12 protein-coding genes and 11 tRNA genes are annotated in these 13,582 nt (G+C 51.5%); 20 read left to right on the top strand and 3 right to left on the bottom strand.

Annotation, left to right across the window (positions count from 1 at the left end):
- The first annotated feature begins 5 nt into the window (after nucleotides 1-5).
- The 10 genes from ACI48K_RS10735 (at nucleotide 6) to ACI48K_RS10690 (ending at nucleotide 1,126) form a co-directional block, all read left to right on the top strand.
- A tRNA-Asn gene (locus tag ACI48K_RS10735) sits at nucleotides 6-78 on the top strand.
- A 69-nt stretch (nucleotides 79-147) separates the two neighbouring features.
- A tRNA-Ser gene (locus ACI48K_RS10730) sits at nucleotides 148-239 on the top strand.
- An 18-nt stretch (nucleotides 240-257) separates the two neighbouring features.
- Nucleotides 258-329, top strand: a tRNA-Glu gene (locus tag ACI48K_RS10725).
- Between the two features lie 31 nt (nucleotides 330-360).
- Nucleotides 361-436 (top strand) — tRNA-Val (locus ACI48K_RS10720).
- 87 nt (nucleotides 437-523) lie between these two features.
- A tRNA-Met gene (locus tag ACI48K_RS10715) sits at nucleotides 524-597 on the top strand.
- A 70-nt stretch (nucleotides 598-667) separates the two neighbouring features.
- A tRNA-Asp gene (locus tag ACI48K_RS10710) sits at nucleotides 668-744 on the top strand.
- A gap of 44 nt (nucleotides 745-788) precedes the next feature.
- Nucleotides 789-864 (top strand) — tRNA-Lys (locus tag ACI48K_RS10705).
- 18 nt (nucleotides 865-882) lie between these two features.
- Nucleotides 883-957 (top strand) — tRNA-Gly (locus ACI48K_RS10700).
- A 6-nt stretch (nucleotides 958-963) separates the two neighbouring features.
- A tRNA-Arg gene (locus tag ACI48K_RS10695) sits at nucleotides 964-1,037 on the top strand.
- Between the two features lie 9 nt (nucleotides 1,038-1,046).
- Nucleotides 1,047-1,126: transfer RNA gene (locus ACI48K_RS10690), tRNA-Leu, on the top strand.
- A gap of 269 nt (nucleotides 1,127-1,395) precedes the next feature.
- Here ACI48K_RS10690 and ACI48K_RS10685 read toward each other — a convergent pair.
- On the bottom strand, nucleotides 1,396-2,025 hold the full coding sequence (locus tag ACI48K_RS10685) for an isochorismatase family protein (protein ID WP_475027585.1): 630 nt from the start codon (nucleotides 2,023-2,025) through the stop codon (nucleotides 1,396-1,398).
- A 444-nt stretch (nucleotides 2,026-2,469) separates the two neighbouring features.
- On the opposite strand from ACI48K_RS10685, the gene ACI48K_RS10680 reads away from it, so the two are divergent.
- The 9 genes from ACI48K_RS10680 to yajC all read left to right on the top strand — a co-directional run bounded on the left by ACI48K_RS10680 (nucleotide 2,470) and on the right by yajC (nucleotide 10,458).
- A tRNA-Pro gene (locus ACI48K_RS10680) sits at nucleotides 2,470-2,543 on the top strand.
- A 143-nt stretch (nucleotides 2,544-2,686) separates the two neighbouring features.
- On the top strand, nucleotides 2,687-3,376 hold the full coding sequence (locus tag ACI48K_RS10675; RefSeq protein ID WP_475027584.1) for a BofC C-terminal domain-containing protein: 690 nt from the start codon (nucleotides 2,687-2,689) through the stop codon (nucleotides 3,374-3,376).
- 233 nt (nucleotides 3,377-3,609) lie between these two features.
- Complete coding sequence (ruvC, locus tag ACI48K_RS10670; RefSeq protein ID WP_475027583.1) at nucleotides 3,610-4,113, top strand: crossover junction endodeoxyribonuclease RuvC; 504 nt, start codon at nucleotides 3,610-3,612, stop codon at nucleotides 4,111-4,113.
- Nucleotides 4,110-4,733, top strand: a complete 624-nt coding sequence (gene ruvA / locus ACI48K_RS10665) for a Holliday junction branch migration protein RuvA (RefSeq protein ID WP_475027582.1) — start codon at nucleotides 4,110-4,112, stop codon at nucleotides 4,731-4,733. Before ruvC ends, ruvA begins: the two co-directional genes overlap by 4 nt.
- Nucleotides 4,734-4,765: 32 nt before the next feature.
- Nucleotides 4,766-5,770, top strand: a complete 1,005-nt coding sequence (gene ruvB, locus ACI48K_RS10660) for a Holliday junction branch migration DNA helicase RuvB (RefSeq protein ID WP_475027598.1) — start codon at nucleotides 4,766-4,768, stop codon at nucleotides 5,768-5,770.
- A 29-nt stretch (nucleotides 5,771-5,799) separates the two neighbouring features.
- Nucleotides 5,800-7,902, top strand: coding sequence for a SpoIID/LytB domain-containing protein (locus tag ACI48K_RS10655; protein ID WP_475027581.1), 2,103 nt, complete (start codon nucleotides 5,800-5,802; stop codon nucleotides 7,900-7,902).
- 10 nt (nucleotides 7,903-7,912) lie between these two features.
- Complete coding sequence (gene queA / locus ACI48K_RS10650) at nucleotides 7,913-8,941, top strand: tRNA preQ1(34) S-adenosylmethionine ribosyltransferase-isomerase QueA (protein ID WP_475027580.1); 1,029 nt, start codon at nucleotides 7,913-7,915, stop codon at nucleotides 8,939-8,941.
- Nucleotides 8,942-8,962: 21 nt separating this feature from the next.
- Nucleotides 8,963-10,102 carry a tRNA guanosine(34) transglycosylase Tgt gene (gene tgt / locus ACI48K_RS10645; protein WP_475027597.1) on the top strand — a complete coding sequence of 380 codons (1,140 nt, stop codon included), beginning with the start codon at nucleotides 8,963-8,965 and terminating at the stop codon, nucleotides 10,100-10,102.
- 41 nt (nucleotides 10,103-10,143) lie between these two features.
- The gene (gene yajC, locus ACI48K_RS10640) at nucleotides 10,144-10,458 is read left to right on the top strand and encodes a preprotein translocase subunit YajC (RefSeq protein WP_475027579.1); all 315 of its coding nucleotides are present in this window, start codon (nucleotides 10,144-10,146) and stop codon (nucleotides 10,456-10,458) included.
- Between the two features lie 35 nt (nucleotides 10,459-10,493).
- On the opposite strand, the gene ACI48K_RS10635 is transcribed toward yajC, so the two are convergent.
- Complete coding sequence (locus tag ACI48K_RS10635; protein ID WP_475027578.1) at nucleotides 10,494-10,886, bottom strand: TIGR04086 family membrane protein; 393 nt, start codon at nucleotides 10,884-10,886, stop codon at nucleotides 10,494-10,496.
- Nucleotides 10,887-11,115: 229 nt separating this feature from the next.
- On the opposite strand from ACI48K_RS10635, the gene ACI48K_RS10630 reads away from it, so the two are divergent.
- Nucleotides 11,116-11,835 carry a DUF421 domain-containing protein gene (locus tag ACI48K_RS10630; RefSeq protein ID WP_475027596.1) on the top strand — a complete coding sequence of 240 codons (720 nt, stop codon included), beginning with the start codon at nucleotides 11,116-11,118 and terminating at the stop codon, nucleotides 11,833-11,835.
- A gap of 1 nt (nucleotide 11,836) precedes the next feature.
- On the opposite strand, the gene spoVB is transcribed toward ACI48K_RS10630, so the two are convergent.
- On the bottom strand, nucleotides 11,837-13,441 hold the full coding sequence (spoVB, locus tag ACI48K_RS10625) for a stage V sporulation protein B (protein WP_475027577.1): 1,605 nt from the start codon (nucleotides 13,439-13,441) through the stop codon (nucleotides 11,837-11,839).
- Nucleotides 13,442-13,582 lie beyond the last annotated feature (141 nt).

Raw genomic sequence — 13,582 nt, 5'->3', positions numbered from 1 at the left:
AATATTCCCTGATAGCTCAGTTGGTAGAGCACTCGACTGTTAATCGAGTTGTCACAGGTTCGAGTCCTGTTCGGGGAGTCCAATTTCCGGAAAGTGAACAAGTTATCTCTGTATAATTGCTCACTTTCCGGGGAAACAACTCTTTATGGAGAGGTGTCCGAGTTGGCCGAAGGAGCACGATTGGAAATCGTGTAGGCGTCACAAGCGTCTCGAGGGTTCGAATCCCTCTCTCTCCGCCAGCTTTGGACTATTATTATGGCCCGTTGGTCAAGTGGTTAAGACACCTCCCTTTCACGGAGGTAACAGGGGTTCGAGTCCCCTACGGGTCATTCTTCCAAACATGAAGAACCCAGGTTTCATGGAGGCTTAGCTCAGCTGGGAGAGCATCTGCCTTACAAGCAGAGGGTCGGGGGTTCGAACCCCTCAGCCTCCACCATACTTCACCCCAAAAAGTGAAGTAGAGTCTCTGAGCGTAGACCGATTACTTTTCGGGGACCCCATAAACAGAATAACTTTTTACTGACGCGGGGTGGAGCAGCCCGGTAGCTCGTCGGGCTCATAACCCGAAGGCCGCAGGTTCAAATCCTGCCCCCGCAATTATCCTTGAAGTAAAGAGAAGAAGCGAAATGCTTAGTCGGTTTGCTTTTCAGGATGCAATGCAAAGTGTGGAGCCGTGGTGTAGAGGCCTAACATGCCTGCCTGTCACGCAGGAGACCGCGGGTTCGAATCCCGTCGGCTCCGCCATTTTATCCCTGAATAAGGGATATGTGCCCTAGTTACATTAGTACGAGCCATTAGCTCAGTTGGTAGAGCACCTGACTTTTAATCAGGGTGTCGAAGGTTCGAGTCCTTCATGGCTCACCATTCGTTTCACCTTAATATGCGGACGTGGCTCAGCGGTAGAGCATCGCCTTGCCAAGGCGAGGGTCGCGGGTTCGATTCCCGTCGTCCGCTCCATAATTTGCGCCCTTAGCTCAGCTGGATAGAGCGTTTGACTACGAATCAAAAGGTCAGGAGTTCGAATCTCTTAGGGCGCGTATCTTTTTGCCGGTGTGGCGGAATTGGCAGACGCGCGCGACTCAAAATCGTGAGGGAAACCGTGGGGGTTCGAGTCCCTTCACCGGCATTAGTTAACAGATTCAAAAGTTACTTTCAAGTAACTTTTGAATCTGTTTTTATTTTATCGCCTCATTTATGGCAAAGGTTGTGAAAGTGAATGGCTGCAAGGGCTTAATTCGGTAGCCAATCGCTCGAAGCATCAAAAACCACATCCCTTCGGGGAATGTGGCTATTAAACATCGAGCTCTTCTTTAACTGTTGTCTTCATTTTGGGAAAAAGTGCAGCTTACATGGACTTCGTAAAGAAGGATGATTTAGATTAGGATCATCATGGCTTTATAAGTGTGAAATAGCTTCCTGTGTGGTCCAAGCAGCACTGGCAAAAGCTTTGTAATTCGTAACGGCTGCTTGAAAATCCCTTTCGCTTATCGTCGCTGTAGCATCGTAGACAACAGCCGTTTCAAACCCATTTTCAATTAAATGCCTCATATGGGACTCTACACAAATATTTGAAAGTACTCCCGCGAGAATCGCCTTCTCTTTTCTATGTTGTCGCAACTGGAATACCAAATCATTTGTTTGTGGGCTAGCAACTTTGTGTGGAGTCGAAACGACGGTTCTACTATCAAAAATATAAGGTTTGAAAACATGAACAAAATCAGCTCCTACAGAGGGCGGCGTATATGCATTTGCCTTTTGATAAACTCGAAGCCCCAATAACATATCTTGTTCATTTCCAGTAAACTGCCAGCCAAAATCATGAGGGTACAAATAATGAGGTGATATGAAAAGTTGGTATCCTTTATTTAAGGCAGTTCTCATTAATATTTCGAGATTTTGTATCGTATTGTTTTGCTCAATATTATTTTTTGTCAGATGATAGCCTTTCCCTCCTGGACTCATGAAATCATTTTGCGGGTCTGTGATTACAATGGCGGTATTATGGGGATGCGGTTTAAACAACAAAATATATTCCTCCTCGCAGGTATTGCTGAAGAAACCTTATAGGCATGTATATGTATTTGCATTTTGTTTATGTTTGGATGATACAGGAAAATAACAAGCTGCCAGAATGAAGCCGGCCTTGATCGGAGTTGCGTGGTACCGCGGCAGTATTCGTACTTATGGATATATGGTTTTCTGATTCGAAATAGGCATGTTTCTCGGTATGCGCAACGAAGCTTAGCCACTCGCATATGGAGTATTGCTCAAAATGATAGGTTTACCTGCGTTTTTTGTGTCACAGACTGGGGCGATGTTATTCGGTTATGAACCTTGTCCATTGTGTATTGGGACGCCTATGGGGACGGATGAAAGCAAAATAAGTTTCTCTAGTCCAGAACCCGAATAAATTTTTCTTGCGATACCAAGTTAAATGTGATAAGATCTTTTTTGTCAGCTTTTTTGTTTCGGGACGTAGCTCAGCTTGGTAGAGCACCTGGTTTGGGACCAGGGGGTCGCATGTTCGAATCGTGTCGTCCCGATACGCAGACAGCCATCTTTGGATGGCTGTTTTTTGTTGCTTGAATTTTAGCTGCTCGCATACTGGCAAACCTAAGCTCCAATTGAATATTTCCCTAATCCGTCGGCCACAATAAAGAATAAAGTCCGATAGAAGGGGATAATCGTGAGTATCTTTCGTATGAAGAAGCAACTTAAAAAACGTTGGAAACGATGGAGACGTGCGATTTGGACCGTCTGTGCCTGCGGCTTGGTTGCGATTATGGCTTGGCTGGGGATGCCGCTTTCCGAGCAAATGCAGAAGTTGATGGCCAGCGAGCCGCTTGTGCAGGAAACGTTCGGCAAACTCCAAGAGTTTAAAATCGCTCCGGACCCCTCGGCCGAATGGCTGGAGGATCTGCAAAAGGCGGATCAGGCGCGAATTGTCCATTTGAATAGAATATATACGTGCGGCGAAGAGAGCAGCGTGCTTGGCATCATGAATCCGGATGAGATCGCTTCGCTAATTAAAGTCCATCCGGAGTGGAAAGGCCATGTCGGCGCAGGCGGTGACGTCTGGCTCGACGAACATGTATCCGGGCTGTCCGAGATTTGCCAGAATAAAGGATACATCGGGATAGATAAAAACGGCAATCTGACGCTTTTTGAGGGGCCGCCGAAGGAAGAAAAGGTGATTCGGACCTTTTTTCAATTGGATGTAGGCACCATGGAGAGCGCGCTGCCGGAAGATGTGCTGAAGCAGCTTCATAACGGAATACGCGTTCAGGATATTGAAGAGTACAACAGCGTGCTGTCCACATTCAGCGATTTTGCCGTGGAGACAAGCGAAGGGGTATTGCAGCAAAATAAACAATAAACCGGTATACAGGTTAGACTTAACGGAAGTATACGAAAAGCTTGCTTATGGGAGGCGTTCAAACGACGCCTCTTTTTGGCGTTTATAGGGGATGCGCGCCAACATCTGCAAACTTTTCCTGTAGCGAATGGCATCTTTTGATATAATAAAGTGAATACATATGTTCGCTTAGCCGGACATAGGCTCCAGCTTGCTTTTTGAGGAGCTTTAGGACATGTGGGGAGAGATCGGACTTGCGGATACTTGGAATTGACCCCGGCATCGCCATCGTGGGGTTTGGTTTTATTGATAAACAAGGCAGCAAATGCGTTCCGGTTCAATATGGCTGCATTCAAACGGAGGCTCACACGCCGGAAGAGGAAAGACTGCTTCATGTTTACGAAGGAATGGTGCAGCTGATCGATAAGTATAAGCCGGATGCGGTGGCTTTGGAGAAGCTGTTTTTTAACCGCAACGTAACCACGGCTATGTCGGTTGGGCAAGCGAGAGGAGTGCTTGTTCTGGCCGCCGTGCAAAAAGGTCTGCCGGTGTCGGAATATACGCCGATGCAGGTGAAGCAAGCCGTTGTCGGCTACGGAAAAGCGGAGAAACGGCAGGTTCAGGAGATGACGCGAATGTTTCTGAAACTGCAGGCCATCCCGAAACCGGACGATGTCGCGGATGCGCTCGCCGTGGCGATCTGCCATGCTCATTCTTATACATTAAACTCTAAAATAAATGAGGTACTGCGCTCATGATCGATTTTTTGCGGGGACAAGTGATTCATACGGAAGCGGAATATATCGTGCTGGATGTGCAGGGCGTGGGCTATCGGGTATTTTGCCCGAATCCTTATGTTTTTGCGGCCAAAAATCAAGACTCGGTAACGATTTATATTCACCATCACGTTCGTGAAGATGCGATCCTGCTGTTTGGTTTTGCGAGTCGTGAAGAGCAGAAGCTGTTCCGCAAACTGCTTGAGGTCAGCGGGATCGGCCCGCGCGTAGCGCTGGGGATTCTAGGCGGAGGGACGCCGGATCACGTCATTGCGGCCATTCATCAGGAGAATATCGCGTTCCTCACCAGACTGCCGGGCATCGGCAAGAAAACCGCCCAACGGATGATTTTGGATCTGAAAGACAAGCTGGATGGCATGGGCGGCGCATCCCTGTTTAACGGCATGGCCGATGAGGTTCAGCTCCCGGGTGACGGGAAATCGCATCCGGGCTGGCCGGAAGCCAGAGAGGGCCTTAAGGCGCTCGGATATACCGATGTTGAATTGGACCGCGTGTGGCAGCGTTTGAAGGACAATGTCGGCGCGGAGGAACCGGTGGATTCCGTCATGAAAAAGGCCCTTAAATTGCTGTATGCCGGCTGAGATAAGGGAGCAAAGGGAGTGAGAATGCGATGATGGAAGACCGGATCATCTCGGCAAATTTGATGATGGAGGATCAGGCGGTAGAGCTAAGCCTGAGACCTCGTTATTTGGCCGAATATATCGGACAAAGCCAGATCAAGGAGAACCTGAAAATATATATCGAGGCGGCAAAAATGCGGAACGAGGCATTGGATCATGTTTTGCTGTACGGCCCCCCGGGACTCGGTAAAACGACACTTGCGAACATTATCGCCAACGAGCTCGGCGTGAATATGCGCACGACTTCGGGGCCGGCGATCGAGCGCCCCGGAGATCTGGCCGCTTTGCTGACGAATCTGCAAGAGGGTGACGTTCTGTTTATCGATGAAATTCACCGTCTGCATCGTACGGTCGAAGAAGTACTGTACCCAGCCATGGAGGATTTCGCGCTCGATATCATGATCGGCAAAGGACCAAGCGCCCGTTCGGTTCGGTTGGATTTGCCGCCGTTTACGCTGGTGGGCGCGACAACGCGGGCCGGCCTTTTGTCCGCTCCGCTTCGCGACCGGTTTGGGGTTGTCAGCCGCCTGGAATTTTATAATATGGATGAGCTGAGCTACATCGTTTCGCGGGGCGCCGACATTTTCGGAATCGAAATGCTCGGGGATGCCGCGGAGGAAATCGCGCTTCGTTCACGGGGGACTCCGCGGATTGCCAACCGCTTGCTCAAACGGGTTCGCGATTACGCGCAGGTTCGAGGCGATGGGCTTATTACGCCGGAAGTCGCCAAGGAAGCGCTGCAAATGCTGCAAGTTGACCCGATGGGCCTCGACCTGATTGACCATAAAATGCTGCGGGCAATGATCACGAGCTTCCGCGGAGGTCCGGTCGGCCTGGATACGATTGCGGCTACGATCGGCGAGGAGAGCCAAACGATCGAAGACGTTTATGAACCGTATTTGCTGCAAATCGGCTTTTTGCAGCGGACACCGAGAGGGCGTATGGTTACTCCGGCCGCTTATCAGCACTTAGGCCTACCGATGCCTGAAACGCCTTAAATCTACACCATGAGAGAGGAGAAATTCGCTTGAAAGGAATAAGATTGGCAAATTCGGCCGGAAAATGGGGAAAATCATTATTGGCCGGCCTTTTGCTGGCCGGAGCTTTGCAGCTTCCGGCTGCCGGCGCCGATGCGCCTGCAGGAGGAAACGTGCGGGTAGCGATGTTTTTGGATTTAGGCAGCACCTACAAATCAACCACCCCGGCCGTGACGCTTAAAGCGGAGTCTGCCGCATCGGCAGGCCTGCAATCGGATGCGGGGTTTGAAAACTGGCTGGACTTGGGGGCGGGGGAATCCGTCCGGTTCAGCGTTGCAGGATATAAAGTGAAAGCCTTGCAGACCTCGGATTGGACGGCTGCTGCGGCAGCGGTCAAAAAACTGCAAGGCACTTCGGACAAGCCCTCTGCTTACGCTCAGGAGCAAGCGGGGGGGATCGTATACGAGATCGTTACGGGACCGTACGTCAGTGCGGCGGAAGCGCAAAAAGGAGCTCAGCGAGTTGGTCAATCGATCTCCGGGCAGTTGAAAGGCTTCAAGCCTGCGGTTCAGGGAACGTTCTATAGCTCGGCCGGCGATTTTGCCAGCCGCCCTGAAGCGGAAGCCTTGAGCAAGACGCTAAGCGCCCAAGGATCCGATGCCTATGTTGTCCTCACCGGACCGCAGCGCTATGCCGTGTGGGTCGGAGGAGCAGCAAGCGCTGCCGATTTAGCTGCGATGGAAGGGATGCTGGCCCAAACGCATCCCGGAGTGCAGTTGACGCCGGTTGCGGATACATCGTCCGCCCTTATTCTTCATCAAGATGTTACGCTGGATTTAAACACCCCATCCGGGATTAATCATTATGAGCTATACGGCAGCAGTGCAAAACTGCGCGTTCAGGGCGGTCCCGAGTCGACGATCCAAGTGCTGGAACGGTCGGCGCGCCGTTACCGGGGAGATTTTGAGATCAGCTCGGTAAATGGCCAGCTTGCGCTGGTTAACGAGCTGCCGTTAGAGCAATATTTGTATTCGGTCGTGGCCGGGGAAGTTCCGTCTTCATGGCCTCAGGAGGCGCTGAAAGCGCAAGCGGTTGCTGCACGCAGCTATGCGCTGTATGATGCGGCCGGCAATAAATTCAAAGTCGCCGGATTGGTGGATACCACATTAAGTCAAGTTTACAACGGCGCCGATCAAGAAGCGGATAGCATCGTTCAGGCCGTCAACGGAACGGCCGGCGAAGTGATTATGGCGAACGGCAAAGTAGTTGAGGGGATTTTTGCTTCCAATAGCGGCGGCGTAACGGCGGATGCTACGGAAGTATGGGGCAATACGGATCCGGTATACTCCAGCGTGTCCAGCGCCGAAGACCAGGCATCGCAAGCTTCGCTCAAATCCTGGTACCGCGTGCTGCTATCAAGCGGACAAACCGGTTATGTGCGCGAAGACAATACGATTTTGTCAGGATCCGAGAGCGGCGCCGGGCTGCAGAAGCTGACGGTGACCACCAGCTCGGTGATGGTTCGCCCATTGCCGCTTATTCAATCAAACGTGGATCCGGTGACGAAAATGAATCCCGGAGACCAAGCCGTGATTTTGGATAAAGTTCCCGAATCCAACACCTATTTTTGGATCCGCGGGCCGTACACCTCGGATGAACTGCTGAAAAGCCTGAAGGGAAAAACTGCGACGGAGGTTCCTTCTCCGATTCAGAGCCTGGAGGTTACCCAAAGGGGGCCGTCTGGCCGGGCCACGCAAATCAAAGCCAACGGACAGGTGCTGGATGTGAGATATCCCGACGCTTTCCGCTCGGCCTTAAACGGTCTTCCCAGCACGCTGTTTGATATTGAAGCTACCGGAAGGTATACTGTACAAGGTGCTGCGGGCAGCGGCACCGGCACGGCCGAATCGGGGACGACCGTCTTATCGGCTTCCGGCGTAAAAACCTGGGGCGGAGACAACATGGTGGTCATGGGCGGCGACGGAACCGCCCGGGTTGTCGATCATCAGAACAAATTCCTGTTTATCGGCCAAGGAAACGGCCACGGCCTCGGCTTGTCGCAATGGGGAGCCAAGGGAATGGCCGACGCCGGGTATGACTACCGGCAAATTTTGCAACACTACTACCAAAATGTGACTATTGTTAAGGAATGAAGATAAAGCTATGAATGTAGACTTGTACGATTTTGAACTTCCGGAAGAGCTGATCGCGCAGACTCCTCTTGCGGAGCGAAGCGCCTCCCGTTTGCTGACGCTTAACAAAGAGGACGGGAGCATCGAGCATCATACATTTCCCGATATTCTGGAATATTTGCATCCCGGAGACACGCTGGTTTTGAACGACACCCGGGTTATTCCGGCCCGATTGTTCGGCGTGAAGGAGGATACCGGCGCAAAGGCGGAAGTGCTGCTGCTGAAGAATCTGGGCGAAGACCGGTGGGAAGCGCTCGTCAAACCCGGTAAGAAGCTCAGAACCGGGGCCGTGATCTTGTTCAGCGAAGAATTGCACGCTACGGTCGAGTCGGAAGGTGAAATGGGGAAACGAATCCTTCGTTTTGCTTATCAAGGCATTTTCAACGAAATCCTGGATCGTCTTGGTCAAATGCCGCTTCCTCCTTATATCAAAGAAAAGCTGGACGACCGTGAGCGGTATCAGACGGTTTACTCCAAACACGAAGGCTCCGCGGCGGCGCCAACCGCCGGGCTGCACTTCACGCGGGAATTGCTGGAGCAGGTCCGCGCCAAAGGCGTGGACATCGCTTTTGTTACGCTTCACGTCGGTCTCGGGACATTTCGTCCGATGTCGGTAAATCGGGTCGAAGACCATGTCATGCACGAGGAATATTACGTGCTTCCGCAGGAAACGGCGGATTTGCTGAACCGGACGAAGGCGAGGGGCGGGAGAGTTGTTGCCGTCGGAACGACGTCGGCCCGTACGCTTGAGACCGTGGCGCAAAAGTGCGGGGATGGCCCTATCGTGAAAAGCAGCGGCTGGACGGGGATTTTTATTTACCCGGGTTATACGTTTGGCCTGGTGGACGCCATGCTGACGAATTTTCATCTGCCGAAGTCCACGCTGGTTATGCTGGTTAGCGCTTTGGCCGGACGGGAATACATTATGAAGGCGTACCGGGAAGCGATCGAGAAGAAATATCGCTTCTTCAGCTTTGGCGACGCCATGTTTATTTATTAATGCGATAGAGGACGGTTGATCATATTGGCGGCAATCACTTACGAACATATCAAAACCTGCAAGCAATCCGGCGCGCGGCTGGGGCGGGTTCATACCCCGCACGGCATCATTGAGACGCCGGTATTCATGCCGGTTGGGACCCAGGCTACGGTGAAAACGATGAGCCCCGAGGAACTGAAGGAGATGGACGCCCGGATTATTCTGAGCAATACCTACCATCTTTTTTTGCGTCCGGGTCATGAGATTATCCGCGAAGCCGGGGGACTGCACAAATTCATGAATTGGGACCGGGCGATCCTGACCGACAGCGGGGGGTTCCAAGTCTTTTCGCTTAGCGAAATGCGCAAAATTACCGAGGAAGGCGTACATTTTCGTTCCCATTTAAACGGAGATAAGATGTTTCTGTCGCCGGAAGTGGCGATGGAAATTCAAAACGCGCTAGGCTCTGACATCATGATGGCCTTTGACGAATGCGCCCCGTACCCGGCAGAGTATGATTATGTGAAGAACTCTTTGGAGCGGACGACCCGATGGGCCGAACGCTGTCTGGAAAGCCATGCCCGCCCGGAGGATCAGGGCTTGTTCGCGATCGTCCAGGGGGGGATGTATGAGGATTTGCGCAAACAAAGCGCCAGAGATTTGACTTCCCTTAATTTCCCGGGGTATGCTATTGGTGGACTGAGTGTGGGCGAGCCCAAACACCTGATGTATGAGGTGCTGGACTACACGGTTCCCCTTTTGCCGTCGGACAAACCGCGTTATCTGATGGGAGTCGGTTCGCCGGATGCGCTGATTGAAGGCGCCATTCGCGGGGTCGACATGTTCGACTGCGTGCTTCCGACCCGGATTGCCCGCAACGGAACTACGATGACAAGCCAGGGCAGATTAGTAGTTCGCAATGCCCAGTATGCCAAAGATTTTGGACCGCTGGATCCCGAATGCGACTGCTACACCTGCCGCAATTATTCCCGGGCGTATCTGCGCCATTTGATCAAGGCGGATGAGACGTTTGGACTACGGCTGACTACATACCACAACCTGCATTTCCTGGTGAAGCTGATGGGCAAAGTTCGTCAGGCCATCATGGACGACAGGCTGCTTGATTTCCGGGACGAGTTTTTCGAGCAGTATGGTCTGTTTGGCAACGAAAAGGGTTTTTGATGGATTCAGAATAAGTTTATTAGGATGAAGGGGGATATGAAATGTTTCAACTAGCAGCGGCTAACTCTGGGACACCGGCAGGCGGAGGATTGGTTACAATGATCATTCCGTTTGTCATCATGATCGCGGTATTTTACTTTTTGCTGATCCGTCCTCAAAGGAAAAAGCAGTCTACCCGCAACAACATGCTGAATGCGCTTCAAAAAGGCGATAAAATCGTAACGATCGGCGGCCTTCACGGCACGATCCTGGAACTGACGGACGACACGGTTGTTCTTCGCGTGAACGATGCAACGAAGCTGACATTCGATCGCAGTGCGATCAGCCACAGTGTAAGCCAAGAAACGAGCAATTAATCAAAAAGAGCCTGATTCAGGCTCTTTTTTGTTCCCTATTTTCTCACCATATTTACCCCGAAGACTCCCCCCAGCGCTCCGGCGAATATCCCCGGAATCAGCAGCATCCAATCCTGCATCGACAGCGATGTGTCCAGCGCGAGAAAACTGATCAACAGCAGCAAAACAACGTAAATTAGGCCGGTAATGGAGCCCTGGTACAGCCCTTTTTGTTTGGCGCGCTTGCCGGAAACTAGTCCTCCAAATACGATGGCGACCGAATGAACCAGATACGTGTAAAAGGTCAACTCCGATTCCTCGATGGCGCCGCCTTGCAGCAGCAGGGACAAGACAAGGGCGCCGATCATCATCCATAGAAAAGCGTACCACAGACCGGAAACGGTAGGATTAGACAATCTGAACGAGACGAAACGGCGGATGAAATGCATGACGCAATCCTCCTGTCAGTTTGATTATCACCATTTTATGGTCAAGCAGCGCCGGTTAGTACAGGTTTTCATCAAATGAAGTAACCGTACCGGCGAAAAAGCCAGGCAGATTATGTAAGCCATCCCGCTTTTTAAGCATGCGCCTATCGCATGGAATGACGGAGCCAAGGTCAGAATAGCAGTACCATGTTTCTGTTCGAGTTCTAGCTTCAGGAGGTGATGGATCGTGATGGATCATGTTTTCACGCATGTCTTTCGGACCATTCTGATGTATTTCACCGTTTTTGCCGTTATGCGCATCATGGGGAAAAGAGAAATCGGGCAGCTTTCGATTTTCGATTTGGTCATTTCGATTATGATTGCGGAAATCGCCGTGTTTGTATTGGAGGATATCAGCCGGCCGCTTTATGACGGTTTTGTTCCTATGCTGACCCTGCTCATCATTCAAATCGGCATAGCGATGCTTTCTATGCGTTACAGCAAGTTAAGGGTATGGTTTGACGGGAAGCCGAGCGTCATTATCCGCAACGGGCATATCAACCGGGATGAAATGAAAAAACAGCGTTACAATCTCGATGACCTGCTGATGCAGCTTCGCTCGCAAAAAATCGACAATGTTGCCGACGTCGAATTCGCCGTACTGGAAACAAGCGGACAACTCAGCGTCATCCCCAAGGAAAAAAGTAACGACGATCCGGCTCAGTCTCTCGGCAAAAAGAGAGGAAATCCCGCCTCTACCATCATTTCCAATATTAAATACGAAGCGCTTCCCCTGCCGTTGATCATGGACGGAAAGGTTAACGATGAAAACCTGCGGCAAATCGGGAAAACGCGGTTCTGGCTGAAAAATCAAATCCAGTCCAAGGGATATGCGGATTTTAAACAAATCTTCTTCTGCTCCATCGATCATAAAGGGAAGCTGTATATCAATCCGATGGAGGGACAATAGGCTACTTTCGCCGCGGTCGCATCCATTTGCTCAAGAAAGGCACGCGTTTCATGTCATGAAGATCAACAAGTCCCAGCAGCCATGCGAGCGCTAAATAAAGAAGGCCGGAAACCAGCGATACGCTCAGAAAACGAAGCCCCATAGATGAGTCCGTCATCCAGTGGTTAAACAAATAAGTGGCCGCTCCAGCCATGATAACCATCGCTCCGCAAACCTTGATCATGTCCAGAAACGGCATCCGATACTTCAGAGATCGGGTCACACTATGGCCATGCATCACCGTAACAATCATCATATTGACGATGATGGCGACAATCGCTCCGTAAATGCCTAGTGCCGGGTTGGAGGCCAAATAGACAATCAGGACGATCTTAATTACTGCGCCAACGAGCGTATTAACCAAAGCTCTGCCCGGTTTGTCCAGCGCCTGCAGGGTAGCCTGCAGAGGCGGCTGGGCATACAGAAATAACGCGAACGGAGCCATCGTTTTCAGCATTCCGGCAATCTCTCCGTTATTATAAATCAAAAGGCAGAGCGGTTCGGCCATAACGAACATAATGACGGCAAAGGGAGCGCCGGTGACCAAAGCAAGCCGGATGGATTGATGCAGGCGCAGATGGATTGTCCTCATATCCCCTTGAGCCTGCGCTTCGGCAAGCGAGGGGACCAGGGATACGGCCAGTGATGAAGTCAGGGCGCCGGGCAGCAGCAGCAGGGGAATAACCATCCCTTGGAGCGCCCCGTATTGCGAAGTCGCAAGGGCAACCCCGATCCCCGCGATGGCCAGGCTTTGCGCCGTCGTGATCGATTCCAGCAAATAGGACAGCGACCCGACAAGTCTTCCGCCGGTAACGGGGATGGCAATACGCAAAATCCGGCGAAGCGTTGGCATGAATAAATAATCGTTAGTCTCGTTGGAAGCATGCTTTTGCGTGCTTTTAGAACTATCCGATTCCTCTGCATGCCGCTCACGTTTTCGAAGCCGCCGATACTGCAGGAGAAGCACGGCCAGGCCGGCGATTTCACCGGCAACGACGCCGAGCATTGCTCCGGCTGCCGCATACTCAATGCCCATGGGCAGCAGCAAATAGGAAAAGAACAATACGCAAACAATGCGGGCCACCGTTTCCAGAATCGATGATACCGCGGAAGGGATCATATCCTGCTTTCCTTGAAAATACCCGCGGTATACGGAAGATATCGCAACAATGATAATCATTGGGCTCATCGCGATAAATGTGTGATATACACGGGAGTCGGTGAGAATATAGCGGCTGACCCAAGGGGCTCCGAATAAACAGAGGAAAGTGAAGAGGAATCCGGCCGCGGTCGTAAAAGTCAGGCTCGTCCGCAAAATGGCCGAAGTACGCGAAGGAGTTTCCGAAGACTCCGCTTCCGCAACCAGCTTGGCTACCGCCAGCGGAATTCCGCCCGTAATGATCGTTATGATGACAAGGAAAAAAGGATAGCCGAGTTGATAAAGCCCGACCCCCTCCGCACCGATCACCCGGGGTAAAAGGATGCGCGGAATGAATCCGAGTATGCGGTTGATGACTCCGGCCAGCAGCAGAATCATCGTGCCTTGGATAAAGGTTTGTTTATTCAAATCGAGTCCCTCTCTCCCGGTAATGAGCTTCTTCCCGACGTTGCACGTTGGTTACTACTATGGATATGTCGGACCTGTCCATCTTCATGACTTGTCTTTTCGACGGTTTCCGAAAAACATTCACATTGCCGCCTTATATGT

Source organism: Paenibacillus terrisolis (genome assembly GCF_056171975.1).
Note: the sequence above shows the minus strand (reverse complement) of the source record. Positions and strands in the feature narration are given on the sequence as shown.

Bases quoted from the DNA above. Each gene is read 5' to 3' on its own strand.
- ruvA (WP_475027582.1), top strand. From the start codon at position 4,110: ATGATCGATTTTTTGCGGGGACAAGTGATTCATACGGAAGCGGAATAT.
- ACI48K_RS10630 (WP_475027596.1), top strand. From the start codon at position 11,116: ATGGATCATGTTTTCACGCATGTCTTTCGGACCATTCTGATGTATTTC.
- queA (WP_475027580.1), top strand. From the start codon at position 7,913: ATGAATGTAGACTTGTACGATTTTGAACTTCCGGAAGAGCTGATCGCG.
- ACI48K_RS10635 (WP_475027578.1), bottom strand. From the start codon at position 10,886: ATGCATTTCATCCGCCGTTTCGTCTCGTTCAGATTGTCTAATCCTACC.
- yajC (WP_475027579.1), top strand. From the start codon at position 10,144: ATGTTTCAACTAGCAGCGGCTAACTCTGGGACACCGGCAGGCGGAGGA.
- ruvB (WP_475027598.1), top strand. From the start codon at position 4,766: ATGGAAGACCGGATCATCTCGGCAAATTTGATGATGGAGGATCAGGCG.